The 22572-nt window shown below is 61.4% G+C and carries 24 protein-coding genes; 7 read left to right on the top strand and 17 right to left on the bottom strand.

Translation table 11 applies throughout. The features are described from left to right. Nucleotides 1–74 precede the first annotated feature (74 nt). Both yhbY and BN1120_RS01690 read left to right on the top strand, forming a co-directional pair. Nucleotides 75–371 (top strand): ribosome assembly RNA-binding protein YhbY, encoded by a 297-nt coding sequence (gene yhbY, locus BN1120_RS01695; protein WP_041215674.1) that lies wholly within the window; start codon nucleotides 75–77, stop codon nucleotides 369–371. A 105-nt stretch (nucleotides 372–476) separates the two neighbouring features. Next, nucleotides 477–1070 (top strand): PilZ domain-containing protein, encoded by a 594-nt coding sequence (locus BN1120_RS01690; RefSeq protein ID WP_042014470.1) that lies wholly within the window; start codon nucleotides 477–479, stop codon nucleotides 1068–1070. A gap of 47 nt (nucleotides 1071–1117) precedes the next feature. Here BN1120_RS01690 and greA read toward each other — a convergent pair whose 3' ends face one another. From greA to pomA, 3 genes are all read right to left on the bottom strand, one after another. After that, nucleotides 1118–1594, bottom strand: coding sequence for a transcription elongation factor GreA (gene greA, locus BN1120_RS01685; protein WP_010675378.1), 477 nt, complete (start codon nucleotides 1592–1594; stop codon nucleotides 1118–1120). 145 nt (nucleotides 1595–1739) lie between these two features. Further along, entirely contained in the window at nucleotides 1740–2633 is an 894-nt protein-coding gene (locus BN1120_RS01680) for a flagellar motor protein MotB (protein WP_042014469.1), read from the bottom strand. 10 nt (nucleotides 2634–2643) lie between these two features. Beyond that, nucleotides 2644–3402 carry a flagellar motor protein PomA gene (gene pomA, locus BN1120_RS01675; RefSeq protein ID WP_029314770.1) on the bottom strand — a complete coding sequence of 253 codons (759 nt, stop codon included), beginning with the start codon at nucleotides 3400–3402 and terminating at the stop codon, nucleotides 2644–2646. A gap of 234 nt (nucleotides 3403–3636) precedes the next feature. Here pomA and xseB point away from each other — a divergent pair, with 234 nt between their 5' ends. Genes xseB through dxs form a run of 3 tightly spaced genes read left to right on the top strand, consistent with a single transcriptional unit; the run spans nucleotide 3637 to nucleotide 6666 of the window. Then, nucleotides 3637–3888, top strand: coding sequence for an exodeoxyribonuclease VII small subunit (xseB, locus tag BN1120_RS01670; RefSeq protein WP_010675381.1), 252 nt, complete (start codon nucleotides 3637–3639; stop codon nucleotides 3886–3888). Then, nucleotides 3889–4779 (top strand): (2E,6E)-farnesyl diphosphate synthase, encoded by an 891-nt coding sequence (ispA, locus tag BN1120_RS01665; RefSeq protein ID WP_042014467.1) that lies wholly within the window; start codon nucleotides 3889–3891, stop codon nucleotides 4777–4779. It abuts the gene before it with no gap. A gap of 21 nt (nucleotides 4780–4800) precedes the next feature. Continuing rightward, on the top strand, nucleotides 4801–6666 hold the full coding sequence (gene dxs, locus BN1120_RS01660) for a 1-deoxy-D-xylulose-5-phosphate synthase (RefSeq protein ID WP_042014466.1): 1866 nt from the start codon (nucleotides 4801–4803) through the stop codon (nucleotides 6664–6666). A gap of 221 nt (nucleotides 6667–6887) precedes the next feature. On the opposite strand, the gene BN1120_RS01655 is transcribed toward dxs, so the two are convergent. The 14 genes from BN1120_RS01655 to glyA form a co-directional block, all read right to left on the bottom strand. Then, the gene (locus tag BN1120_RS01655) at nucleotides 6888–7829 is read right to left on the bottom strand and encodes an ABC transporter permease (protein WP_029314771.1); all 942 of its coding nucleotides are present in this window, start codon (nucleotides 7827–7829) and stop codon (nucleotides 6888–6890) included. 3 nt (nucleotides 7830–7832) lie between these two features. Further along, a complete protein-coding gene (locus BN1120_RS01650) occupies nucleotides 7833–8807 on the bottom strand; it encodes an ABC transporter permease (protein WP_042014465.1) in 975 nt (324 codons plus the stop codon). Between the two features lie 96 nt (nucleotides 8808–8903). Continuing rightward, nucleotides 8904–10460, bottom strand: a complete 1557-nt coding sequence (locus BN1120_RS01645) for an ABC transporter substrate-binding protein (protein WP_010675386.1) — start codon at nucleotides 10458–10460, stop codon at nucleotides 8904–8906. A gap of 58 nt (nucleotides 10461–10518) precedes the next feature. Continuing rightward, nucleotides 10519–12243 carry a dipeptide ABC transporter ATP-binding protein gene (locus BN1120_RS01640; protein WP_010675387.1) on the bottom strand — a complete coding sequence of 575 codons (1725 nt, stop codon included), beginning with the start codon at nucleotides 12241–12243 and terminating at the stop codon, nucleotides 10519–10521. Nucleotides 12244–12888: 645 nt separating this feature from the next. Then, on the bottom strand, nucleotides 12889–13377 hold the full coding sequence (locus tag BN1120_RS01635; RefSeq protein ID WP_010675388.1) for a phosphatidylglycerophosphatase A family protein: 489 nt from the start codon (nucleotides 13375–13377) through the stop codon (nucleotides 12889–12891). After that, the gene (gene thiL, locus BN1120_RS01630; RefSeq protein WP_039040298.1) at nucleotides 13374–14333 is read right to left on the bottom strand and encodes a thiamine-phosphate kinase; all 960 of its coding nucleotides are present in this window, start codon (nucleotides 14331–14333) and stop codon (nucleotides 13374–13376) included. The genes BN1120_RS01635 and thiL overlap by 4 nt, the downstream gene beginning before the upstream one ends. A 57-nt stretch (nucleotides 14334–14390) precedes the next feature. Further along, nucleotides 14391–14804: a transcription antitermination factor NusB gene (gene nusB, locus BN1120_RS01625; RefSeq protein ID WP_010675390.1), complete on the bottom strand. Its 414-nt coding sequence runs from the start codon at nucleotides 14802–14804 to the stop codon at nucleotides 14391–14393. Nucleotides 14805–14818: 14 nt separating this feature from the next. Continuing rightward, nucleotides 14819–15289 (bottom strand): 6,7-dimethyl-8-ribityllumazine synthase, encoded by a 471-nt coding sequence (gene ribH / locus BN1120_RS01620; RefSeq protein ID WP_010675391.1) that lies wholly within the window; start codon nucleotides 15287–15289, stop codon nucleotides 14819–14821. 133 nt (nucleotides 15290–15422) lie between these two features. Then, nucleotides 15423–16532 (bottom strand): bifunctional 3,4-dihydroxy-2-butanone-4-phosphate synthase/GTP cyclohydrolase II, encoded by a 1110-nt coding sequence (ribBA, locus tag BN1120_RS01615; protein ID WP_039040299.1) that lies wholly within the window; start codon nucleotides 16530–16532, stop codon nucleotides 15423–15425. 137 nt (nucleotides 16533–16669) lie between these two features. Next, on the bottom strand, nucleotides 16670–17323 hold the full coding sequence (locus tag BN1120_RS01610; RefSeq protein WP_041212973.1) for a riboflavin synthase: 654 nt from the start codon (nucleotides 17321–17323) through the stop codon (nucleotides 16670–16672). A gap of 55 nt (nucleotides 17324–17378) precedes the next feature. Next, the gene (ribD, locus tag BN1120_RS01605; RefSeq protein WP_039040300.1) at nucleotides 17379–18488 is read right to left on the bottom strand and encodes a bifunctional diaminohydroxyphosphoribosylaminopyrimidine deaminase/5-amino-6-(5-phosphoribosylamino)uracil reductase RibD; all 1110 of its coding nucleotides are present in this window, start codon (nucleotides 18486–18488) and stop codon (nucleotides 17379–17381) included. Nucleotides 18489–18764: 276 nt separating this feature from the next. After that, nucleotides 18765–19214, bottom strand: coding sequence for a transcriptional regulator NrdR (nrdR, locus tag BN1120_RS01600; protein WP_010675395.1), 450 nt, complete (start codon nucleotides 19212–19214; stop codon nucleotides 18765–18767). Between the two features lie 134 nt (nucleotides 19215–19348). Continuing rightward, a complete protein-coding gene (locus BN1120_RS01595) occupies nucleotides 19349–19783 on the bottom strand; it encodes a hypothetical protein (protein ID WP_042014553.1) in 435 nt (144 codons plus the stop codon). A gap of 87 nt (nucleotides 19784–19870) precedes the next feature. Beyond that, entirely contained in the window at nucleotides 19871–21124 is a 1254-nt protein-coding gene (gene glyA / locus BN1120_RS01590; protein WP_010675397.1) for a serine hydroxymethyltransferase, read from the bottom strand. Between the two features lie 341 nt (nucleotides 21125–21465). Here glyA and BN1120_RS01580 point away from each other — a divergent pair, with 341 nt between their 5' ends. After that, entirely contained in the window at nucleotides 21466–21753 is a 288-nt protein-coding gene (locus BN1120_RS01580; RefSeq protein WP_010675399.1) for a hypothetical protein, read from the top strand. Nucleotides 21754–21903: 150 nt separating this feature from the next. Continuing rightward, entirely contained in the window at nucleotides 21904–22572 is a 669-nt protein-coding gene (torD, locus tag BN1120_RS01575) for a molecular chaperone TorD (protein ID WP_042014462.1), read from the top strand.

Genomic DNA, 22572 nt, shown 5'->3' with positions numbered 1-22572 from the left:
AAGGGTTATTAGTATTAAGGGCTAAGTGGGGGTAGAATACGCCCCTTTCAACCCTGACTTATGAAGAAATTGCCATGATTCTCAACAATAAACAGAAACAGTACCTCAAGGGCCTGGCCCACAGTCTGAAGCCGGTCGTCCTGCTGGGACAACACGGTCTGACCGAAGGGGTGCTGGCCGAGATCGATCTGGCCCTGAACCACCACGAGCTGATCAAGGTTAAGGTTGCGTCTGAAGATCGTGAGATGAAACAGCTGGTGATGGATGCCATCGTTCGCGAGACCGGCTCCATCAAGGTACAGAGCATGGGCCATGTACTGACCATCTACCGTCAGGCCAAAGAGCCCAAGATCCAGTTGCCGCGCAAGTAACAGGAAAGAGCATTCGCTCTTTCCTTCATTTCCCTTCTTCCCAAGTCGCTTGCCAAAATAGTGGTCAGGCCCTTAACCTGCGATGAATAGTCGCGGACACCCACTATGGACAAGCATCAGCTCCTCACCGATGAAGAACTGGCCATGCTGCGGGACCTGGGAAACGATGAAGACATTGCCACCAGCCAATACCTGCGCGGCACCCTGCCCCTTCCTCTCCAAAGCCTGTTGCAGCGAGCCAAGCCTCTGACACTCGAAGCCCGCATCGCCGGCTACCAATTGCGTTTCCCGCTCCACTGCACCCAGGCAGAGGAGGGCCACACCGAGCTGCGCATCGCCGCGCCGACCATTACCGAGCTAGGTTCGCCCCATCTGCGCGCCTGGCGACTCGACGAAAAGGCCGTGCTCTGCACCGAAGACGCGGAGTACGAGGTATACAGCCTCTCCCTTGGCGGTCTCATCGTGGCCGGCTTGCCGGACTCCTCTGCCAAGGGAGATCCACTTGGCGGATACCTTCGCATCGAGGATCTCCCTCCCCTGGCCATGACAGGCACCCTCATCAGGCACGTGGATGCCAATCAACATCACCATGACTGGGCCGTCCAGTTCCGACTGGGCAAGGAGGATCAGGAACAATTGCGGGACTGGCTCTTCCAGCGCCACCAGGACGCCTTCGTCCAGACCTATCAGGGTGACTAAAGACAACAGGGGAGCCCGGCTCCCCTGTCTCTTTCCCCGACGTTCAATCAGAGATAGGCAACTTCCAGGATCTCGTACTCCACATCGCCACCCGGCGTCTTGACGATGGCAACGTCATCCACTTCCTTGCCGATCAGGGCGCGGGCAATGGGGGAGTTCACGGAGATCATGTTCTGCTTGATGTCCGCCTCGTCGTCTCCCACGATGCGGTAGACCACTTCCTCTTCCGTTTCACTTTTGAGCAGGGTCACGGTTGCGCCGAAGATGACGCGGCCATTGTTGGCAATCTTGGTGACATCGATAATCTGGGCATTGGAGAGCTTGCCTTCGATTTCCTGAATGCGGCCTTCACAGAAACCCTGCTGCTCGCGGGCGGCATGGTATTCGGCATTTTCTTTCAGATCGCCATGTTCACGGGCATCAGCAATCGCTTCGATAATCTGGGGACGCAGCTCGGTCTTGAGATAATCGAGCTCTTGACGCAGCTTTTCAGCGCCGCGAACAGTCATCGGAGTATGATTCATAGTCGAAACCTGGGTTGCTTTATAAAGAGAAGCTGCGGCAATCAAAAGAGAGCCGCAGCTGTCGGTTCGGATGGGGCATCTTAATATGAAGCCGCCACAAAATCCATGTCAGCCCCTGCGAGCGGGATCCCGCTTTGGGCCAGCGTTACTTGGATTCCGAGACGCCAAGCGGAGCCGACACCGTCGGTTTGCCCTGCATGATGGCGATCTCGACACGTCGGTTCATGCGCCGATTCTCCGGGCTGTTGTTGGGCACCAGCGGCTGGGAATCCGCCATCCCTTGCACCACCAGACGATTGCCGTCAAAACCGGGCACCTTGATCATCTGGTGGGCCACCGCCACCGCCCGCTGGGATGAAAGCTCCCAGTTGGACTGGAACAACTCGTCCTCGGTGGCCACATTGTCGGTGTGGCCGGAGACGGTGATCTCCCCCGGCACATCCTTGAGCAGCGCAGCCACCTTGCGGATCACCGGCCAGAACTGGGGTTGCAGGAAGGCGGACCCCGCCGGGAACGCCGCTTTCTCGCGAATGCGAATGATGATCTGCTGACCCAGCGCCTCTATCTCGATGGCCCCATCCTGGATCTGGGCCTGCATCTGCTCCGCCAGTGCCTTGGCCAGGGTGTTGGACTGCTCCTGCGCCTTCTGGGCCTCCTGGGCGGAATCGCCACCGCTCTGCTGACCTTCGGCCTTGTCATGTCCACCCGCCTTGTCCGCATCCCCAGGCTGGAAATCCAGCTCGGTCTGGGTCATGTCGATGGTCTGCTGCATGATGGTGTCAATAGGCGTCGGCTCGGGGCGACCAGGACGAAACTCCTGGGCGATGACAGAGGTTCCCTTGGGAATATCCTTGACCTCCAGGATGTTCTGCACCCCGAACGCCTTCTCCATGGAACCGGCGATCTGCTTGAACTTCTGCACATCCATCTCGGCAAAGGAGAGCAAGAGCACGAAGAAGCACATCAGCAGGGACATGAGATCCGCGAAGGTTCCCATGTAACCGGGCAATCCGGGAGGCGGGCACTTGCACTTTGCCATCTGCGCGCTCCTATTCGGTCCCGTTGTTGCGTTTGGACTGATTCAGGTAGTTCTGCAACATGGCCTGGATCACCCTCGGGTTCTGTCCATCCTGGATCCCCATGATGGCGTCGAGGATCAGGGTGCGGCTCAACTGTTCCTCGCCACTGCGCAGTTCCAGCTTGTCAGCGATGGGGATGGCAATCATGTTGGCCTCGATGGCGCCATACAGGGTCGTCAGCAAGGCCACCGCCATGGCCGGGCCGATGGATTTGGGGTCGCTCATGTTGGCCAGCATGGCCACCAACCCCACCAGGGTACCGATCATGCCCATGGCCGGACCGAGATCCCCCAGGGAGCGGAACACCTTGATGGCCGTGGCGTGACGCTCGGACGTCAGTTCGATGTCCTTCTCCATCACCGCACGCACCACGTCGGCATCATGGCCGTCCACCAGCATGTCGATGCCCTTCTTCATGAAGGTATTGGGGATCTCCGCCGCCTCCAGAGCCAGAAAGCCCCCCTTGCGGGCCGCATCCGCCAGTTCCACCGCCTTGGTGATGAGATCGTCGAGCTTGTCCCCCTTGTACATGAAGGCCTTGCCCGCGACCTTGAAGGCCATCAGAAACTGACCGAGGTTGAATTTCATCATGCAGATGAACACGGACCCCAGTATGGTGATGTAGACCGATGGCATGTCCACATACATGCTCATGGGGCCGCCCAGCAACATGCCGTACACCACGACCCCGAACCCCAGCACCAAGCCTATCAGACTCCCTAAATCCACATCCCTACTCCTGTCGCCGAACGTGCCGTCTCATTATATTGCGTTGAATTTTCTGCTATTGCGTCCCCGGCAGCAAGCCCGGTACACCGCAATCGCCGATCGGCAATGCGTGGTTGCATGCCCGTTCTTATCGGCCAGGGTCAGGATAGTTTGAGGACGCCGCGTTTTTCTGCCTCCCCCCTGTGGCCGGTCGATGTTAAGATGAGCCGTTTTTTTCAATCCCCGAGGATGGACATGGCCAGTAAAAAAATCGACCGTCTGAGTTTTGATGCCACCCTGGAAGAGCTGGAAACCATAGTGCATCAACTCGAACAGGGCTCGCTCCCCCTCGAGGAGGCACTCAAACAATTCGAACAGGGCATCCATCTGGTGCGCGCCGGCCAGCAGAAGCTGGAACAGGCCGAGCAGAAGATCCAGATCCTCCTGACCCAGGCCGATGGCAGCGAGCAAGCGGTCCCCTTTCGAGCAGAACAAGGAGAGGAGTGAGTGACCCTGGACGATTTCTCCCGCCTGCATCGGCGCCGCATCGACGACTGCCTCTCGGCACAGCTTGACGCCCTGCCCGCCATGGCGCCACGTTTGCGGGACGCGATGAAATACGGCCTGCTGCTCGGTGGGAAACGGGTGCGCCCCTTCCTGGTCTATGCCGTCGGCGAGATGCTGGGCGTCAAGAGCGAACTGCTGGATGGCCCCGCCGCCGCCGTGGAGTGCATTCACGCATACTCCCTCCTGCACGACGACTTGCCCGCCATGGACGACGACGACCTGCGTCGTGGTCAGCCCACCGTACACAAGGCCTTCGATGAAGGCACAGCCATCCTGGCAGGCGATGCCCTGCAGACCCTGGCGTTTTCCATTCTGGCCGACCACCCCATGCCCGATACATTGATGGCCAACCGGGTGCGGATGCTGAGTGCCCTGGCCCGCGCGTCCGGCTATCTCGGCATGTGCGGCGGTCAGGCACTGGATCTGGACGCCGAAGGGCGCCGGATCAGCCTCGCCGAGCTGGAGCAGGTGCACCGCCACAAGACCGGGGCCCTCATCGAGTGCGCCGTGACCCTCGGCGCCCTGTGCAAGGCTGACGTGGAACCCGCCACCCTCATCGCCCTGCAAACCTATGCCGCCGCCATCGGACTCGCCTTCCAGGTGCAGGACGACATCCTAGACATCACGGGCGATACCGCCACCCTGGGCAAGCCGCAAGGCTCGGATCTGGCGCTGGAAAAGAGTACCTATCCGGCCCTGCTCGGACTCGACAATGCCCGTGAGCTGGCTCGCGAACTGCATGACAAGGCCTTAACAGCCCTGCAATCCTTGCCCTACAATACCGACATTCTGGAAGCGTTTGCCGATTACATCATCGAGCGAACCCACTAAACGCTGGATAACAGTAACAATATGAGCGTTGATATTAGCGATTTCCCCAACCTGGCCCTCGCAGACACGCCGGTCGATTTGCGATCCCTCCCCTTCGAGCGGCTGCCCGTGGTGTGCAACGAGCTGCGCGAGTATCTGCTGCGCTCGGTGAGCCGCTCCAGCGGCCACTTCGCCTCCGGCCTTGGCACCGTCGAGCTGACGGTTGCCCTGCACTATGTCTACAACACCCCCTTCGATCGGCTGGTGTGGGACGTGGGCCACCAGGCCTATCCCCACAAGATCCTGACCGGACGACGGGAGCGCATTCACACCATTCGCCAGAAAGATGGACTGCACCCCTTCCCCTGGCGGGAAGAGAGCGAGTACGACGTGCTCAGCGTGGGCCACTCCAGCACCTCCATCGGGGCAGCGCTCGGCATGGCGGTGGCGGCCGAAAGCGAAGGGCTTGGCCGCAAGGTGGTCGCGGTCATCGGTGATGGCGCCATCACCGCCGGCATGGCCTTCGAGGCCCTCAATCACGCCGGCGACGTCCACAAGGACATGCTGGTGGTGCTCAACGACAACGAGATGTCCATCTCCGAGAACGTGGGAGCCCTGAACAATCACCTCGCCAGGCTGATGTCCGGCAAGCTCTACACCACCATTCGCGAGGGGGGCAAGAAGGTGCTGGCGGGTCTGCCGCCGGTCAAGGAGCTCGCCAAGCGGGCCGAGGAGCACCTCAAGGGCATGGTGGTGCCCGGCACTCTGTTCGAGGAGTTCGGCTTCAACTACATCGGCCCCATCGACGGTCACGACATCCATGCCCTGGTCGAAACCCTGCGCAACATGCGCAACCTCAAGGGTCCCCAGCTGCTGCACGTCAAGACCAAGAAGGGCAAGGGCTACGAGCCGGCGGAAAAAGATCCCATCGGTTATCACGCCGTCCCCAAATTCAACCCGGATGACTGTGCCCTGCCCAAGAGCGCCGGTGGCAAACCCACCTTCTCCGCCATCTTCGGTCAGTGGCTGTGCGATATCGCCGCCAAGGACGAACGAGTGGTCGGCATCACCCCCGCCATGCGCGAAGGTTCCGGTCTGGTGAAATTCAGCCAGCAATATCCGGATCGCTACTTCGACGTGGCCATCGCCGAGCAACATGCGGTCACCTTCGCCGCCGGTCTCGCCATCGCCGACCAGAAACCCGTGGTCGCCATCTATTCGAGCTTCCTGCAGCGGGCCTATGACCAGCTGATCCACGACGTGGCGCTGCAGAACCTGCCGGTGCTGTTCGCCATCGACCGGGCCGGTCTGGTGGGGGCCGACGGCCCGACCCATCAAGGGGCGTTCGACATCAGCTTCCTGCGCACCGTGCCCAACATGGTGGTGATGACCCCGTCCGACGAGAACGAGTGCCGCCAGATGCTCTACACCGGCTATCTGTGCAACGGGCCAGCGGCGGTGCGCTACCCTCGTGGCAGCGGCACCGGCATCCAGGCCGAGAGCGAGATGCAGGCCCTGCCCCTCGGCAAGGGACGTGTCGTTCGTGAGGGCAAGGGGACCGCCATCCTGGCGTTCGGCACCCTGCTGCAACAGGCCAGAGCAGCCGCAGAGGCGCTCGATGCCACCCTGGTGGACATGCGCTTCGTCAAACCCATGGACGAGGCGCTGGTGCTCTCCCTGGCCGCCTCCCACGATCAGTTCGTCACCCTCGAGGACAACGCCGTCATGGGCGGTGCAGGCTCTGCGGTGAACGAGCTGCTGATGGGCTGCAAGCAGTGCAAACCGGTGCTCAACCTCGGCCTGCCGGATCGCTTCATCGAACAGGGCACCCAGGATGAGATCTACGCCCTGCTGGGGCTGGACAGCGTGGGCATTCAGACCCGCATCGAGAGCTGGCTGCAGGCCTGACAAAGGTTATCGCAAGCAATAAAAAAGGGCGCCTGATGGCGCCCTTTTTTGTTATTCACTGTGCCAGACCAACCCTGCTCACACACTGTCGCGAGAAGGCCGTCAACAAGGTTACAAACCGCTCAGGAACCGAGACATACATGAGCACTCCTTGGTTCCACATAAGCGAGCAGCACATGAACCTTGATCACGGCCTCGCAGCCAGTTCGTGGAGAGGTTTATCAGCCCTTGTAGATCTTCGGGTTGAACACATCCCGCAGCCAGTCACCCAGCAGGTTGATCACCAGCACCAGCACCACCAGGCAGAGGCCCGGGAAGGCGGTGATCCACCAGGAGCCGGAGAAGATGTAGTTGAAGCCCACGCTGATGAGCGACCCCAGGGACGGTTGATCAACGGGCATCCCCAGACCCAGGAAGGAGAGGGCCGCCTCGCTCATGATGGCGTTCGCCACCTGCACGGTGGAGATGACCAGGATGGGGGACAGGCAGTTCGGCAGAATGTGGCGGAACATGATGCGCGGGGCGCGGAACCCCATCACCTGAGCCGCTTCCACATACTCCTTCTTCTTCTCCGCCAGCACGGAGGCGCGCACCGTCCGGGCATACTGGGGCCACTCGGCGATACCGATGATCACCACCAGCATCAGGATGGCGAACTTCGAGTAGAACTCGGAGCCAAAGGTCGCCTGGAAGATGGCGGAGATGATGATCGCCACCATCATGGTGGAGAACGACAGCTGCACATCGGCAAAGCGCATCAGCAGGTTGTCGATGCGACCACCAAAGTAGCCGGCCATCAGACCGATGACGATACCGAGCACCAGCTGCAGCCCCACCGCGAACAGACCAATGGTCAGCGAGATGCGGGCGCCATAGAGGATGGTGCTCCAGATGTCGCGTCCCTGGTTGTCGGTCCCGAGCCAGAAGCGGGCCTCGCCCCCTTCCAGCCAGGAGGGGGGCAGCTCCGCATCCATCAGATCGAAGCTGGTCTGGTCATAGACGTTGTGCGGTGCGATCCAGGGTGCCAGCAGAGCCGCCAGCACGAAGACCACAAACACCGCAAAGCTGAACATGGCTACCTTGTCCCGCAGGAAGTAGTAGACGATGTCGGAATTTTTAAAGCGTGCCCAACGGCTTGGGCTTGCAGTTACAGCATTAGTCATCTGTTACCCCTTGGCGGTCAGGTTGACGGTCGGGTTGATCAACCCGTAGAGCAGGTCGACCAGGGTATTGGTCACCACGAAAATGAGGCCGACGAAGATGACATAGGCGGTGATCAGCGGCGTATCGACCCGGTGGATCGCCTCAAGGAAGAGGAAGCCGGTCCCCGGCCACTGGAACACGCTCTCGGTCAGGATGGTGTAGGCCACCATGGTTCCGATCTGCACACCGCCCACCGTGATGACCGGCAGCATGGTGTTCTTCAGGGCGTGCTGGTAGTAGACCTTGTTGTTGTCCAGCCCCTTGGCACGGGCAAACTTGACGTACTCGGAGGAGAGCTGCTCCAGCATCTCCGAGCGCACCAGCCGGATGAACAGCGGCAGCATGATGGAGGAGAGGGAGACAGCTGGCAGCACCAGGTGCAGGATACCGTCCCAGGTGAAGAAGCCCGACTCCCAGCCCAGCAGGTTGTAGGTCTCGCCACGGCCATAGGCCGGCAGCCAGCCCAGCTGGATGGAGAAGAGGTACATCAGCATGATGGCGGTCAGGAAGACCGGGATCGAGATGCCGATGCTGCTCACCGCCATGATGAGCTTGGTGAGGATGCTGCGCGGTCTTATCGCCGAATAAACCCCCAGCGGAATGGAGACCACGACGATGATGAGCGCGGCGGCAAACACCAGCTCAAGGGTAGCCACCAGCTTGTCGAGGATAACCTCGAGGGCTGGTCGCTTGAAGAAATAGGAAGTGCCCAGATCCCCGTGTACCGCATTTTTCAAGAAGCGGCTGTATTTCACGAGGAAGGGATCATTGAGTCCCATCTTGTCGCGCAGCTCCTGGCGCACGGACTCGGAGACGGATTGTCCCACCAGCTCGCGCAGCGGATCCCCCAGGTTGTCCTGGATGGAGAAGGCGACCAGGCTGATGACGAACATCACTATCACGGCCTGATAGAACCGTTTCAGCAGGAATGTAAACATGCTTGTCCTTCTACGTGGCCTGTGTCTTGGCACAGGCTTCTGTTAATGGCGGGGCAACCATGGGTGCCCCGCCGGGTCCTTCCTTAAGCGCTTCGCTTACTTGTTGACCACCAGGTCACCCAGATAAGGGAAGTTCATCACGTTGACCACCGGCTTGATGTCGACGTTCTTCTTGGCGCCATAGGCCAGGTCTTCCCAGTGCAGCGGCACATAGGCGGCGTCGTCGATCAGCATGGCTTCCACCTTCTGCAGGATGGCGGCACGCTTGGCAGGATCGGTCTCGGTGTTGGCTTCCATCACCATCTTGTCAGCTTCCGCGTTGGCATAACCGCCGCAGTTGTACTGACCCATGCCGGTCTTGGCATCCTTGGTGAAGGTCAGGAACTCGAAGAAGTTCGCACTGTCTTCGGTGTCGGAGTGCCAGCCGATCAGCTGCATGTCAGCGGCGCACTTGTCAAACTCCGGCCAGTACTGGGCCACCGGCATGGTCTTCAGATCCACCTTGATGTTGATCTTGGACAGCATGGCGGAGACGGCCTGGGCAATCTTGACGTCGTTGACGTAGCGGGCAGCCGGGGAGATGAAGCTCATCTTGAAGCCCTTCTCGTAACCGGCTTCCTTCATCAGCTCCTTGGCCTTGGCCAGATCATACTGGGGCTTGAGGGCCTCGTTGTAGCCTGCATAGCCTTTCGGGCTCAGCTGGCCGGCCGGGGTACCGAAGCCCTTGTTGATCTTGTCGACGATGCCCACCTGGTTGATGGCGTAGTTGATCGCCTGACGCACGCGCTTGTCTTTCAGCGCCGGGTTGGTGTTCTGGTTCAGCTCGATGATGATGGCACGGGTACCGGACAGGGTGACCAGCTGGGAATCCTTGCCGTTCTTCACGCGCTCCAGATCGTTCGGGGCAACCGGGTAGATCATGTCCACATCGCCGCCCAGCAGGGCTGCAACACGGGTGGCGTCTTCCTTGATCGGTACTACGGTCAGGTTCTCGACGTTGCCCTTGGAGGCCTTGTCCCAGTAGTTGGCGTTGCGCACGTATTCCAGCTTCACGCCCTGCTCGCGGAACTTGACGCTGAACGGACCGGTACCGGAGACATTGGTGGAGGCGAAGGAGTCACCGTTCTTCACGATCTCGGCCTTGTCCTTGCCCGCCTCGGTCTTGCCGCTATAGAACTTGGAGTCCATCGGGAAGATGTAGGTGACGGTCTGCAGCACCAGCGGGAACGGCTTGGCGGTGACGAGATCCACGGTGAAATCATCCACCTTCTTGGCTTCGGCGATGGGATCGAAGATCGCCTTGAAGTCCGGGGAGGCCTTCAGACGGTTGACGGTCCATACCACGTCATCGGCGGTGAAGTCGTTGCCGGAGTGGAACTTCACACCCTTGCGCAGGTGGAAACGGACGGTCTTGTCGTCGATGCGCTCATACTTCTCGGCCAGACGCGGCTCGAACTGCAGATCCTGAGTGTAACGCATCAGGGGGTCGAACACCAGGTGAGACATCTCCAGGGTCTGACCGGAGAGCTGCTCCTGCGGGTCCAGCGAGGTGGCGTCGGACGCGACGGCGACCTTGATGTCGGCAGCAGAAACGTTGAACGCGAGACCAGCGGCGAACAGCGCCATGGCGATCTTGGATAATCCTTTCTTCATGTCTTTCTCCATGCTTTTGGCTTTTTATTGACAGACAAACCGGCGAACCGGTGCTTTCCTAGCTTGCGATTTCCAGCCCCTCGCGGGACATTCCCTTGAATTCCGGCATGAGGGAGATCAGCTTGCGGCTGTACTCATGCTCGGCATTGGTGAACAGTTTCTCGGTCTCGGCCACTTCCACCAGATGACCGTGCTGCATCACACCGATGCGGTCGCACATCTGGCGGATGACCGGCAGATCGTGACTGATGAACAGCATGGTGAGCCCAAGCTCCTGTTGCAAGTCTTTGAGCAGGTTGAGGATCTGGGCCTGCACCGAGACATCCAGCGCCGAGGTGGGCTCGTCGCAGATGAGGAAGCGCGGGCGGGTCGCCAGGGCGCGGGCAATGGAGATGCGCTGGCGCTGACCACCGGAGAATTCGTGGGGATACTTGACCCCGGCGCCGCGGCCCAGGCCCACATGATCCAGCAGGTCCCCGACGATCTGCTCTATCTGCCGCTCGCTCTCGGCGAGGCGGTGGAAGCGGATCGGCTCGGCGATGATGTCACGCACCTTCATGCGCGGGTTCATCGAAGAGTAGGGATTCTGGAACACCATCTGCATCTGGCGGCGCAGGGGGCGACGCTCGTGCTCCCCTTTCAGGGCGGTGAGATCGATCCCCTCGAAGACAATCTTGCCGGTGTCGGGCGGATAGAGCCCGGTGATGGCACGGGCGATGGTGGATTTGCCGGAGCCCGACTCCCCCACCAGACCGAAGGTCTCACCCTCGAAGATCTCGAAGCTGATGTTGTTGCAGGCGCGCACGTACTGGCGGCGGCTCGGGAAGATGGAATCTTTGGTGACGAACTTCAGATCCACGTTCTCCACCCGCAACAGCGCGCCTTCATAGGTGCGCTCGTCCTGACTCTGGCCGAGCCAGTGGGTCTTGAGATCGATGCTGGTATCCGCCGCACCGGCATCCTCGATATAGGAGACCAGGGGGAAGCGCACCAGCTTCACATCCGAGCGGGGCACCGCCGAGATGAGGCTGCGGGTATAGGGGTGATTGGGGCGGCCCAGCACCTGTTCGGTGGTGCCGAACTCCACCAGATCGCCGCGGTACATCACCGCCACCTTGTCGGTGACGTTGGAGACCACCCCCATGTCATGGGTCACCAGCATGCAGCCTACCTGGCGCTCTTTGCACAGGTTGCGGATGAGCTGGAGGATCTGATCCTGGATGGAGACGTCCAGCGCCGTGGTCGGCTCATCGGCGATGATGAGCTCGGGATCCCCGGAGAGGGCGATGGCGATCACCACCCGCTGGCGCATGCCACCGGAGAACTGGTGAGGATACTGCTTGATGCGCACGTCCGGGTTCGGGATCCCCACCGCCCCCATCAGCTCGAGGGCCTTGGCAAAGGCCGCCTCGCGGGACAGGTCGGTGTTGGCGAGGATGGTCTCCACCAGCTGCTGCTCCACGGTGAACAGCGGATTGAGGGAGGTCATGGGATCCTGGAAGATGAAACCGATGCGCGAGCCACGAATGGCCCGCATCTCGTTCTGGCTCTTGCCGGAGATGAGCTCGCCGTTGAGGTAGATATCGCCACGGGCGATGCGACCGGGCGGGCTCAACAGATCGATGACGGCGTTGCCGATAGTGGATTTGCCAGCGCCGGACTCACCGACGACGCCGACGATCTCGCCCTTTTCAACAGAAAAAGAGAGATCCTTGACCGCGGCAAGCACCCCGTAGCGGGAGGGGTACTCGATCCGCAAGTTTTTGACTTCAAGCAAGGACATGGTTACCTCTGCGGGGGACATCCGTCCCAAATAATTCGTCCGTAAATCAGCCGCAGATGCTGGTTGTGCCTTGGTACTGCTCGAGAGCCGTTGTTGTGTAATTAACGCTCAATCCATGAGGCAGCCAAACCAGCGATCCGGGCGGGTTTTTTGCATTTTTTTGGAATAACCCGCGAGTAAGTTAGTCGGTTTGCCCGCGGGTGTAAATGATCCAGTTATACAATTTCGCAATACTTTGCCCAGAGAATGCCGGCACCCTGGGGTTAAAATGTCGATAAAAGTCACATTACCAGAGATTACGCTGGCAATGCGAGACCATCAACCAATTATGTTTCAACAAAATAGCAACAAACCATCTTATTCACTATCAGCATTATGCTGACCAGCTTCGAATGAGTAGTGAATATTTATGTGAAATGATTTTTTGACGGCAGCATATCCGGAGTAAGGAAAAATAGGCAGAGCTAAATAGGGACAATGCAGAAGGATCAACCTGGGCCACAGGCCCGCCGGCACGGCAAGCCGGGAGGGATTGCATACAAAAAAACGCAGGCCCCTCAGGGCCTGCGTGTGCGGTATATCCGGCCTCTTTGCAAGAGGAGAGGAGTGAAAAACAGCGAGAGGGCGTTCAGATGCCGCCTCCCCTCACCAGTGGGCAAGCAGTTGCATGCAGGCCAGGGCGAACAGGCCGGCAATGAGATCGTCCAGCATGATGCCAAGCCCGCCGTGAATGCGGCGATCGAACCAGGAGATGGGCCAGGGCTTGAGCACGTCGAACAGGCGAAACAGCACGAAGCCCGCCAGCACCCACTCCCAGCCGGCCGGGGCCGCAATCATGGTGACCCCGAATCCGATGACCTCGTCCCAGACGATGGCCCCGTGATCCGGCATCCCGATGGCGTCGGTGGCGCTCTGGCAGATGCGGATGCCCGCCACGAAACCCACCACCAGCAGGGCGATGAACCAGGAGGTCGGCAGCCCGCTCACCAACAGATAGAGCGGGATGGCTGCCAGGGTCCCCATGGTGCCCGGCGCCTTGGGGGAGAGGCCGGAGCCAAAGCCCACCGCCAGGAAGTGGAGCGGGTTTTTAAGGTTCAGCCGCGTCAGTTCGGGCTTTATCTTGAAAGACATCATGCGAAGTGATCCCAGCCCTTGAGGTGCAGTTCGACGGGTTGCTCGTCCTGCAGATAGTCGATGCCAGGCTCCCCGGCCAGGATGCGACCGATGCGGGTGAACTTCACGCCACAATTGGCCAGTGCCGTGTCCAGGGCACCGTGATGCTCCTGGGGCACGGTGAAGCAGAGCTCGTAGTCGTCGCCCCCGGCCAGAGCAAGTTGCCAGGCATCCATGGCCGGCACCGCATCCTGCAACACGGGGGAGAGGGGCAGCAGATTGAGATCGATCTGGGCCCGCACGCCGGACGCCTTGAGGATGTGGCCGAGATCGGACGCCAGGCCGTCTGAGAGATCCAGGGCGCTGCTTGCCAGCCCGCGCAGGGCCTGACCGGCCAGGATGCGGGGATGGGGATGGTCGAGGCGCGGCAACACGGCCGCCAACTGGTTCTCGTTGAGGGTGCGCTTGCCCAGCAGGTGGGAGAGCGCCAGGGCGGCATCTCCCAGGGTGCCGGTCACGTAGACCCCGTCACCGGCCTTGGCGCCGCTGCGCATCAGGGCGCGACCTGCCGGGACCGATCCTTTCACCGAGACGGTGATGGAGAGGGGCCCGCGGGTCATGTCTCCCCCCACCAGCGCCACGTTGTAGTACTCGGCGAGCTCGAGGAACCCTTCGGCGAAACCGGCGACCCAGCGCTCGTTGATGGCGGGCAGGGTCAGGGCCAGGGAGACCCAGCGCGGCTCGGCACCCATGGCGGCCAGATCGGAGAGATTGACCGCCAGCGCCTTGTAGCCGAGATCCACCGGATCCATGTCGGGGAAGAAGTGCACGCCGCTCACCAGGGTGTCCGTGCTCACCGCCAACTGGGCGTCGGGGGGCAGGGTCAGCAGGGCACAGTCATCTCCAGGGCCCATCACCACGTCCTTGCGGGCGTGGGGGACCTTGAAGTACTTCTCAATCAGCTCAAATTCACCCATACAGTAAAAAGCCAGCAATAAGCTGGCTCCTCTCTTAATTGCTGACGGACAGCAGGATCAGCGCTTGGGCAGCGTCTTGATCACCTTGTCCAGGACGCCGTTGACAAACTTGTGGCTGTCATCGGCGGCGAAGGCTTTGGCCAGCTCGATCGCTTCGTTGATCACCACGCGCGGCGGCACATCTTCACGACGGGTCAGCTCGTAGGTCGCCAGACGCAGGATCGCCTTGTCCACCATGTCCACTTCTTCCAGCGGACGGGAGAGGAAAGGCGCGAACACCTTGTCCAGCTCGTTGCAGTGGACCGCAACCCCGAACAGCAGATCGCGGAAATAGTTCAGGTCCACACCCTTGGTGTCCTGATCGATCTTGAACTGCTCTTCGATGTCGCCCACGTTGGCCTGGGTCATCTGCCACTGGTAGATGGCCTGGGTGGCGCAATGGCGGGCCTTACGGCGCTCGGACGGTTTCAATGCATTTCTCCTCGTTACACGTCCAGTTGTTTCAGGACGTTGATCATTTCGAGCGCGCTCAGTGCAGCCTCTGCACCCTTGTTACCCGCCTTGGTACCGGCGCGTTCGATGGCTTGTTCAATGTTTTCGGTGGTCAGCACGCCGAAGGCAACGGGAATGTCGTATTCCATCATTACCTGGGCCAGACCCTTGCCGTTCTCGCTCGCTACCAGTTCGAAGTGGTAGGTACCGCCGCGGATGACGGTGCCGAGTGCGACGATGGCGTCGTATTGACCGCTCTTGGCCAGCTTCTTGGCCGCCAGGGGAATTTCGACGGCCCCCGGTACGCGCACCAGGGTCAGATTGCTCTCCTGGACCTGACCTTGACGCTTCAGCACGTCCAGCGCGCCGTTCACCAGGCTGTCATTGATGAAGCTGTTGAAACGGGCAACGACAATAGCAACACGCGCCTCGGGAGCGGCGATATTTCCTTCGATAATCTTCATTGGAAATCCTGTCTCTGTGCAATCAATTAGGGGCCGGGCTCAAAAGTGCACGCATTCTAGCACAACAGAGCCGCGACAAAAAACCATGGCCGCAACGGGCGGCCATGGTGATGAATTCAACCGTACGCAGCGCTTACTCGCCGACGTACTCCACCACTTCCAGACCAAAGCCACCGAGGGCATGGTACTTCTTGGGAGAGCTCAACAAGCGCATCTTGCCGACCCCCAGCGCCTTGAGGATCTGGGAACCGACCCCGACCCGGCGCGAGGTGCCCTGCCACTTGGCCCCTTCCGGTGCCAGCCCCTTGTCGGCGGCTTCAAAACCCTTGACCCGGGCCAGCAGCTCGGCGCCATGGGCTTCCGCCCCCAGGATCACCAGCACCCCGCCCTCGTCGGCGATGCGGGCCATGGATTTGGGCAGCGGCCAGCTGCGGGCGCTGTGGCGGTCGGTGAGCAGCAGATCGCTCAGCACGTCGTGCAGGTGCACCCGTACCAGGGTCGGCTGGTCGGCCTTCACGTCCCCTTTCTTCAGGGCGAAGTGCACCTGGTTGTCGATGGTGTCGCGGAAGGTGACGAGGTCGAACTCGCCATATTCGGTGGGCAACTTGCACTCGGCCACCTTCTCTACCGTGGTCTCGTGCTGGTTGCGGTATTCGATAAGGTCGGCAATGGTGCCGAGCTTGATGCCGTGCTGCTCGGCAAAGATCTCGAGATCCGGGCGCCGGGCCATGGTGCCGTCTTCGTTGAGGATCTCGACGATGACGGAGGCTGGCTCGAAGCCGGCCAGCCGGGCCAGATCACAGCCCGCTTCGGTGTGGCCGGCGCGGGTCAGCACACCGCCATCCTGCGCCATCAGCGGGAAGATGTGGCCGGGCTGCACCAGATCGGCGGCCTTGGCATGGGGCGCCACCGCGGCCTGCACGGTGACGGCGCGGTCGGCGGCGGAGATGCCGGTGGTCACCCCTTCCGCCGCCTCGATGGAGACGGTGAAGGCGGTGGAGAACTGGGCATTGTTGCGATCGACCATCAGCGGCAGCGCCAGCTGCTTGCAGCGATCCCGGGTCAGGGTCAGGCAGATGAGGCCACGACCGTAGCGCGCCATGAAGTTGATGTCTTCCGGGCGGACACAGGAGGCGGCCATGATCAGGTCCCCTTCGTTCTCCCTGTCTTCGTCATCCATCAGGATCACCATCTTGCCAGCCTTGATATCGGCAATGATTTCCTGGGTCGTGCTCAGCGCCATGGGCTACTCCATCAACATGCTTGGGGATTGAGCCAGTCGGCTCGACTTGATACTGCGTATTGTGCTCTAGATGGGGGCACGCGGCCCCGTTTCAATCCGCGCGGGATCACAGAACCGCGTTTTCCCGTCAAAACGGCTCACAAGAATCCGGACTGGGCCAGCTTCTCCAGGGTCAGGGTAGAGGCACTGCTCTGCTCGCGCTTGCCCGTCATCAGCCGCTCCAGATAGCGGGCTATCTGGTCCACCTCGAGGTTGACCCGGTAGCCGGGTTTCCAGCGGGCGATGGTGGTCTCCTGGGCGGTGTGGGGCACGATGGTCAGCCGGAACAGATCCCCCTGCACGGCGTTGACGGTGAGGCTGATGCCATCCACCGCAATCGACCCCTTCTCGGCGATGTAGCGGGAGAGTTCCCCCGGCGCCTTGATCCAGTATTCGATGGCGCGGCCGCTGGACGATTTGCTCTTCACCTCGCCGATACCGTCCACGTGGCCGGAGACCAGGTGGCCGCCGAGGCGGGAGGTGGGCATCAGCGCCTTTTCGAGGTTGACCGGATCCCCCACCTTGGCGGCAGAAAAACCGGTGCGGGAGAGGGTCTCCAGGGAGACGTCGGCGGTATAGCTGTGATCCCCGAGCGCCACCACGGTGAGGCAGACGCCGTTGGTGGCGATGGAGTCGCCCAGCTTGACGTCACTGAAGTCCAGGGTCGGCGCGTGCACGGTGAGGGCCATGTCCTCCCCCTGGCGACGCAGCTCGGCCAGGGTTCCCACCGCTTCGATAATTCCGGTAAACATGCAGATCACCTTGCTGATGACGGGGGCGACGGATGCCCCCGTGAACATTGAAAAATCAGGCTATTTTCGCAGTGATGCGAATATCCTGGCCAAGCATGCGCACATCCTTGAGGTTGAGTTTGGGGGCCTGGAACAGCCGGGTCAGCCCCGGCAGATGGAACAGGCCGCGCCCCTCATCCCCCATCAGTTTGGGCGCCTGATAGAGCACCAGCTCGTCCACCAGCCCCTTCTCCAGCAGGGCGCCGCATAGCCGCGGCCCCGCCTCCACCAGTACCGAGTTGACATTCTGTTTGGCCAGCAGCATGAAGAGGCTGACCAGATCCAGCTTGCCATCCAGCAGCGGCACTTCCAGCTGCTGCACCCAGGCGGGCCACTCACCGGATGCCTTGTGGCGGGCCAGCAGTACCGGGCTCTCGCTCTGGAACAGGGGCAGATCCGGGGTGAGCCGGTTTTGCGAATCCACGATGACCCGCAGCGGCTGGCGCAGGGTCTCTTTGGGATAGACCGCCTTGACCGAGGGGGGCAGCTCGTCCCAGCGCACGGTGAGGGAGGCGCCATCCGCCAGCACGGTTTCGGCGCTGGAGAGCACCGCATCGTGACGGGCCCGCAGCCGCTGCACGTCCCGGCGCGCCTCCGGAGAGGTGATCCACTGGCTCTCGCCACTCGCCATGGCGGTGCGACCATCCAGGCTAGCCCCCAGCTTGACCGTCACCAGCGGGAACGCGGTGCGCATCCGCTTGAAGAAACCAGGATTGAGGGCCTCGGCTTCTGCGGCCAGCAGGCCGAAATCGGTCTTGATCCCCGCCTCGGAGAGCATCCGCAGGCCACGCCCGCCCACCTGGGGATTGGGATCCACCATGGCGGCGACCACCCGGGTCACCCCGGCCTTGATGAGCGCTTCGGCGCAGGGGGGCGTGCGACCATGATGGGAGCAGGGCTCCAGGGTCACATAGGCGGTGGCACCGCGGGCCTCTTCCCCTGCCGCGTGCAGGGCATAGACCTCGGCATGGGGCTCACCGGCCCGCTTGTGCCAGCCCTCCCCCACCACCACGCCGGCCTTCACCAGCACGGCGCCGACGCAGGGGTTGGGAGCCGTGGTGTAACGGCCGCGCCGGGCCAGTTCGAGGGCCCGGCTCATCCATTGGTAATCGTCTTGACTAAACATCCGGGCTCCTGTGTCCAGCAACCTGTCCCCGTGGCACGGCCATCCGATGGGACAAGAAAATAGGGTGTACGCGCTTGCCGCACGCCTTCTCGGGCAGATCGGCCATGGCATCTGACGCCATGGCGACGGGCACACACATCGCAGGATGCGGCCGCACGCCCTCATACTTTTTCACCAGTGCAACGATGCGCTATCTAGATGTCTCACTGGTGTAACAACTGGCGCTGCCGCAACGGCAGGCCCTCTCTTATTCACATAGGGAGCCGCAGGCCGGCGTTACTTCTCCAGCTTGGCGATCTCTTCCCCGAATTCGCGAATGTCTTCAAAGCTGCGGTAGACGGAGGCAAAGCGGATGTAGGCCACCTTGTCCAGGCTCTTGAGCTCATCCATCACCAGATTGCCCACCAATTGGGAGGCCACCTCCCGCTCGCCGGTGGCCCGCAGGCGGGACTTGATGTGGTTGACCGCCTTCTCGATGGCCTCCATGCTCACCGGCCGCTTCTCCAGCGCCCGCAGAATGCCGGCCCGCAGTTTGTCTTCGTTGAAGGGCTCGCGGGAGCCGTTGGACTTGATGACGCGGGGCATGACCAGTTCGGCCATTTCGAAGGTAGTAAAACGCTCGTGACAGAGCAGGCATTCGCGACGGCGGCGCACCTGATGGCCCTCGGCCACCAGACGGGAATCGATCACCTTGGTATCAACGGCACTACAGAAAGGGCAATGCATCTGACCTCCGGCGTGGATGAAAATGGGCGCGGGCCCCGGGGGCTGGCGCTAGGCCGGCCAGTGTAACACGGCCATCCAGAGCCGGTAAAAGCCCATGAAAACAAGGGACAACCTGCCAGGCCTTCGGGCAGGACTCAGTCGTCATAGGGCAACGCCTCGGGGTCGCAATCCTGGTAATCGGGGGCAGGATCCACAGCAAAACGACGCGCCTCGATATGGCTGTGGCCCAGCATCAGCGCCTTGCCTACCCGGTGCATGCCATCCATCACCCGACCGGCGCTGTCCAGCAGGATGGGATAGGCGAGATCCGCCGCCATCATGAGCTGGCAATGCGCCACCACGCTGCGCACCGTGGGCGTGGCGTCGCCATGGCCGTACCAGTGGTTGCGGTCAAGCTCGGCAATCTCGCCGAGTGCCACCGCCTGCACCGGCAGGTTGCGGCTCAGCCGGATCAAGCGGCGCACATCCCAGGCCAGCAGCCCCTGTTCGCTGGCGCGAAAGTGGTACTGAGCGCGAACCGTCTGCCGCAGTGACGCCTCCAGCACGTCCTCTTTCATGTCATTGCACATGGTCACCTCTGTCTCATCTTGCCAGGCGCTGCAAAAAACAATGCCACCCGAGGGTGGCATTGGTCTTCAACCTGAAGGTCAGGCTGATTATGCGTAGACCGGGAAGCGGCGGCAGATATCCAGCACCTTCTCGCGCACGGTCGCCAGCACTTCTTCGTTGTCGTGGCTGTCCAGCACGTCGCAGATCCAGTTGGCCAACTGGATGGACTCGGCTTCCTTGAAGCCGCGGCGGGTGATGGCCGGGGTGCCGATACGCACGCCGGAGGTCACGAACGGGGAACGCGGGTCGTTCGGTACGGAGTTCTTGTTGACGGTGATGTTGGCCTTGCCGAGGGCTGCGTCGGCATCTTTGCCGGTCAGCTCGCGACCGATCAGGTCAACCAGCATCAGATGGTTGTCGGTACCGCCGGAGACGATCTTGTAGCCGCGCTCGATAAAGGTCGCCGCCATGGCCTTGGCGTTCTTCACGACCTGGGCCTGGTAGGTCTTGAACTCGGGCTCCAGCGCTTCCTTGAAGGCCACTGCCTTGCCGGCGATGACGTGCATCAGCGGGCCACCCTGACCACCCGGGAAGACGGCGGAGTTCAGCTTCTTGTACAGATCTTCGTCGTCCGCGGCGGAGAGGATCAGACCACCGCGCGGACCGGCCAGGGTCTTGTGGGTGGTGGAGGTGACCACGTGAGCGTGGGGCACCGGGTTCGGGTAGACGCCGGCGGCAATCAGACCGGCCACGTGGGCCATGTCCACGAACAGGTAAGCACCGATCTTGTCGGCGATTTCGCGCATGCGGGCCCAGTCGACGATGCCGGAGTAGGCGGAGAAGCCGCCGATCATCATCTTCGGCTTGTGCTCAACGGCCAGGCGCTCCATCTCGTCGTAGTCGATCTTGCCGGACTCGTCGATGCCGTAGGGGATGATGTTGTACAGCTTGCCGGAGAAGTTGACGGGGGAGCCGTGGGTCAAGTGACCGCCGTGGGCCAGGTTCATGCCGAGCACGGTGTCGCCCGGTTGCAGCAGGGCCATGTAGACGGCGCTGTTGGCCTGGGAGCCGGAGTGCGGCTGCACGTTGGCGTAGGTGGCACCGAACAGCTCTTTGGCGCGCTCGATGGCCAGGGTTTCAACCACATCCACATACTCGCAACCGCCGTAGTAACGCTTGGCCGGGTAGCCTTCGGCGTACTTGTTGGTCAACTGGGAGCCCTGGGCTTCCATGACGCGGGGGCTGGTGTAGTTCTCGGACGCAATCAGCTCGATGTGCTCTTCCTGACGACGGGTCTCGTCTGTGATGGCCTGCCACAGCTCTGGATCATAGCCGGCGATGGTCATGTCACGTTTCAACATCCGTTTATCTCCTGAAAATCGTTTGCGCGATAGGTGAAGTGGGCCCGCGCATTGTAACGTGAGCTGGATCAAAGAGACAGTCCAACCACCCAAAAAATTGTTTATAAAATGTAAAATACGTCGCAAATTTCGAATCCCGCCCCCTGGCTTCGCTCATCCCCCCGACCTCCCCACACCAGCAATCCGGCTCCAGCGATCGTCCCCGCTTCCCGGGCAAGGCTATAGAAACCAGAGCCAGATCATGGATATAGCATTTACTAACAGATAACATCTTTAGGCCATGGGACATCTGCACGAGCGGGTGTCGCTCCCTGCCATCCCGGAACACAAGGGGAAACGCCATGATGGATCATCTGATGCTGTTCGTGATTGTCGCGGTCTTCGCTCTCTTCTACTGGGTCTACTACACCGCCAGCCGCAAGGGTGCCTGCACCGCCAACTGGGAGACACTTCCCACCCGGGAGCAGTACCTGGCGGCCCATCCCGGCGCCGCCGACGGGGATCTCATCTTCTGCATCCATTGCGGTCACCATCAGCAGCGGGAGGTCGGCCTGGTGCACCAGATGGATTACCGCCGCCAGCACATCTGCCCCCGTTGCAAGCAGGTGCTCTATCGCGTCGAGGAGTAGGTCGGCCTCCTCGTCGCCCACGGCGATCCCGCAATAGCGCCCCTCTCACCTAGCGCTATCCGGCCAAAGGGCCCCATGAGTTTCCTTTATTTTTAAAGTCGTTAGAATCGGGGGCCATCAAGGCTCCCGATTGTCATCCACGGAGGAAAAATGCAGGAATTCATGGCGACCAGCGAACGCCGGGCCGAGCTTTACTGGTGGTTCTCCACCCTGTTTGCTGCCGAACTCAGTGATGCACAGATCGCTGAATACGACACCTATGACGTGCGCAGCTTCTTGAAGAGCCTCTCTACTCTCGACCCCATGCGCGAAGCCGTGGCCGAGCTCAACGACGCCATCGCCCGCCTGCTGGTGCGCCCCGAGCGCCAGACGGCGCTGGCCGCCGACTTCGCCAGCCTGTTCCTGAGCGCTCCCGGGCAGGGTGCCCTGCCCTACGAATCCCTCTACCGGGGCGAAGGCAAGCAGCTGATGCAGGCCCCCATGACCGAGATGCAGGCACGCCTCGATCGCCTCGGCATCAATGTCAGCGACAAGTACAATGAGCCTGCCGATCATCTGGCCATCGAGCTGGATCTGATGGGCAGCCTCATCATCCGCGCCGCCGAGGCAACCACCGCCGACCAGCGCGAGGCGTGGCTTGGCGAGCAGGAGTCCCTGCTGCACGGTCACCTGCTGGGCTGGTTCGAGCGCTTCGAGCAGGCCTGCCGGGCCGCCGACACGTTTGGCTTCTACGGTGCCAGTGCCCGCCTGCTGGGGGTGTTCCTCAAGATGGACGCCAACTACCTCTCCCTGGTCAAACCGGCACCGTCCGCCGACTGA

The organism is Aeromonas caviae (assembly GCF_000819785.1).
Classification (GTDB): Bacteria; Pseudomonadota; Gammaproteobacteria; order Enterobacterales; family Aeromonadaceae; genus Aeromonas; species Aeromonas caviae.
This window is presented reverse-complemented; position numbering and strand designations above follow the sequence as displayed.

Excerpts from the sequence above, each read along its gene's own strand:
- yhbY (WP_041215674.1), top strand. The coding sequence starts at position 75 with ATGATTCTCAACAATAAACAGAAACAGTACCTCAAGGGCCTGGCCCAC.
- BN1120_RS01690 (WP_042014470.1), top strand. The coding sequence starts at position 477 with ATGGACAAGCATCAGCTCCTCACCGATGAAGAACTGGCCATGCTGCGG.
- greA (WP_010675378.1), bottom strand. The coding sequence starts at position 1,594 with ATGAATCATACTCCGATGACTGTTCGCGGCGCTGAAAAGCTGCGTCAA.
- BN1120_RS01680 (WP_042014469.1), bottom strand. The coding sequence starts at position 2,633 with ATGGCAAAGTGCAAGTGCCCGCCTCCCGGATTGCCCGGTTACATGGGA.
- xseB (WP_010675381.1), top strand. The coding sequence starts at position 3,637 with ATGGCCAGTAAAAAAATCGACCGTCTGAGTTTTGATGCCACCCTGGAA.
- dxs (WP_042014466.1), top strand. The coding sequence starts at position 4,801 with ATGAGCGTTGATATTAGCGATTTCCCCAACCTGGCCCTCGCAGACACG.
- BN1120_RS01655 (WP_029314771.1), bottom strand. The coding sequence starts at position 7,829 with ATGACTAATGCTGTAACTGCAAGCCCAAGCCGTTGGGCACGCTTTAAA.
- BN1120_RS01650 (WP_042014465.1), bottom strand. The coding sequence starts at position 8,807 with ATGTTTACATTCCTGCTGAAACGGTTCTATCAGGCCGTGATAGTGATG.
- BN1120_RS01645 (WP_010675386.1), bottom strand. The coding sequence starts at position 10,460 with ATGAAGAAAGGATTATCCAAGATCGCCATGGCGCTGTTCGCCGCTGGT.
- BN1120_RS01640 (WP_010675387.1), bottom strand. The coding sequence starts at position 12,243 with ATGTCCTTGCTTGAAGTCAAAAACTTGCGGATCGAGTACCCCTCCCGC.
- BN1120_RS01635 (WP_010675388.1), bottom strand. The coding sequence starts at position 13,377 with ATGATGTCTTTCAAGATAAAGCCCGAACTGACGCGGCTGAACCTTAAA.
- thiL (WP_039040298.1), bottom strand. The coding sequence starts at position 14,333 with ATGGGTGAATTTGAGCTGATTGAGAAGTACTTCAAGGTCCCCCACGCC.
- ribH (WP_010675391.1), bottom strand. The coding sequence starts at position 15,289 with ATGAAGATTATCGAAGGAAATATCGCCGCTCCCGAGGCGCGTGTTGCT.
- ribBA (WP_039040299.1), bottom strand. The coding sequence starts at position 16,532 with ATGGCGCTGAGCACGACCCAGGAAATCATTGCCGATATCAAGGCTGGC.
- BN1120_RS01610 (WP_041212973.1), bottom strand. The coding sequence starts at position 17,323 with ATGTTTACCGGAATTATCGAAGCGGTGGGAACCCTGGCCGAGCTGCGT.
- ribD (WP_039040300.1), bottom strand. The coding sequence starts at position 18,488 with ATGTTTAGTCAAGACGATTACCAATGGATGAGCCGGGCCCTCGAACTG.
- nrdR (WP_010675395.1), bottom strand. The coding sequence starts at position 19,214 with ATGCATTGCCCTTTCTGTAGTGCCGTTGATACCAAGGTGATCGATTCC.
- BN1120_RS01595 (WP_042014553.1), bottom strand. The coding sequence starts at position 19,783 with ATGTGCAATGACATGAAAGAGGACGTGCTGGAGGCGTCACTGCGGCAG.
- glyA (WP_010675397.1), bottom strand. The coding sequence starts at position 21,124 with ATGTTGAAACGTGACATGACCATCGCCGGCTATGATCCAGAGCTGTGG.
- BN1120_RS01580 (WP_010675399.1), top strand. The coding sequence starts at position 21,466 with ATGATGGATCATCTGATGCTGTTCGTGATTGTCGCGGTCTTCGCTCTC.
- torD (WP_042014462.1), top strand. The coding sequence starts at position 21,904 with ATGCAGGAATTCATGGCGACCAGCGAACGCCGGGCCGAGCTTTACTGG.